Source organism: Streptomyces sp. UF-297 (genome assembly GCF_058245575.1).
In genome coordinates, this window is sequence record NZ_JBSIBZ010000232.1 from 1 (window position 1) to 896 (window position 896).

General features: G+C 73.4%; 1 protein-coding gene. It reads left to right on the forward strand.

Features of this window, described 5'->3' with window-relative positions; all coding sequences use genetic code 11:
* The first annotated feature begins 149 nt into the window (after positions 1 to 149).
* On the forward strand, positions 150 to 890 hold the full coding sequence (locus tag AC4IJH_RS43590; RefSeq protein ID WP_490857577.1) for a DUF4232 domain-containing protein: 741 nt from the start codon (positions 150 to 152) through the stop codon (positions 888 to 890).
* The last annotated feature ends 6 nt before the right edge of the window (positions 891 to 896 follow it).

Consider the following 896-nt stretch of genomic DNA (forward strand, 5'->3'; position numbering starts at 1 on the left):
CCGTGTTAGCCGGGTGTTAGCGGTGCGGCAGTCGTGCGGTGGTGGCCCGGGTCAGTGTGGGTGTCGTACCGAGGAGAGACCGACACCGACTGCCCCCGGGGGGATCCGAAATGAGCTCCAGCGCCTCTGTCCGTACCGCTCGTCGCCGCATGCTGCGTGTTGCCGCCGCGGCCCTGACCGCGGCCGCCGGCCTGACCCTGACCGCCTGTTCCGGCTCGGACGCCGCCGGGGCGAAGGCTTCGGGCCGTACGGATATGGGGGTGGCCGCCGTCGAGTCCGGCGGCGCGGGCTCCTCCGCCGGCACGGAAGGCTCCGACGCCAAGACGAGCCCCGACGTCAAGACGGGCTCCGGCTCCGAGGCCAAGGCGGCCCCCGGCGCCAAGGCCGACACCAAGACGCGGGCCGCGGGCAGGCAGGCGAGCGGCGCGCAGCCCGCCGCCGGTGGCGGCAGGGCGGGCTCGGGTATCCAGCGCTGTCACACCTCCGGGCTGAAGGCGGTCTTCGCCACCGGCGAGGACGCGGTGCCGGACCCGGATGCGAAGGGTGCGACGACCACCAGCATCGTGCTGACCAACACCAGTGGCCGCGCCTGCACGATCGGCGGTTTCGCGGGTGTGGACCTCAGGCCGGACGCGGGCGGCCCGGTCTGGTCGCTGGTCCGTTCCTCGGCCAGGCACGGCTCGATCACCCTCGCGCCCGGCGACAGCACCGACTTCACCCTCAACCTCGCGCTGGCCAAGGAGAACGAGGAGGGTTCCTGGAAGCCCGCCACGGTGGCGGTCACGCCGCCGAACGAGACCACCTCGCTGACCCTGAAGTGGCCCTGGGGCCCGCTCGTCCACCAGGACGGCGCCACCCACCCGGCCACCTTCGTCAACCCCATCGGCTGACCACCC

Coding starts and splice junctions, on each gene's coding strand:
- AC4IJH_RS43590 (WP_490857577.1), top strand. CDS start 150: ATGCTGCGTGTTGCCGCCGCGGCCCTGACCGCGGCCGCCGGCCTGACC.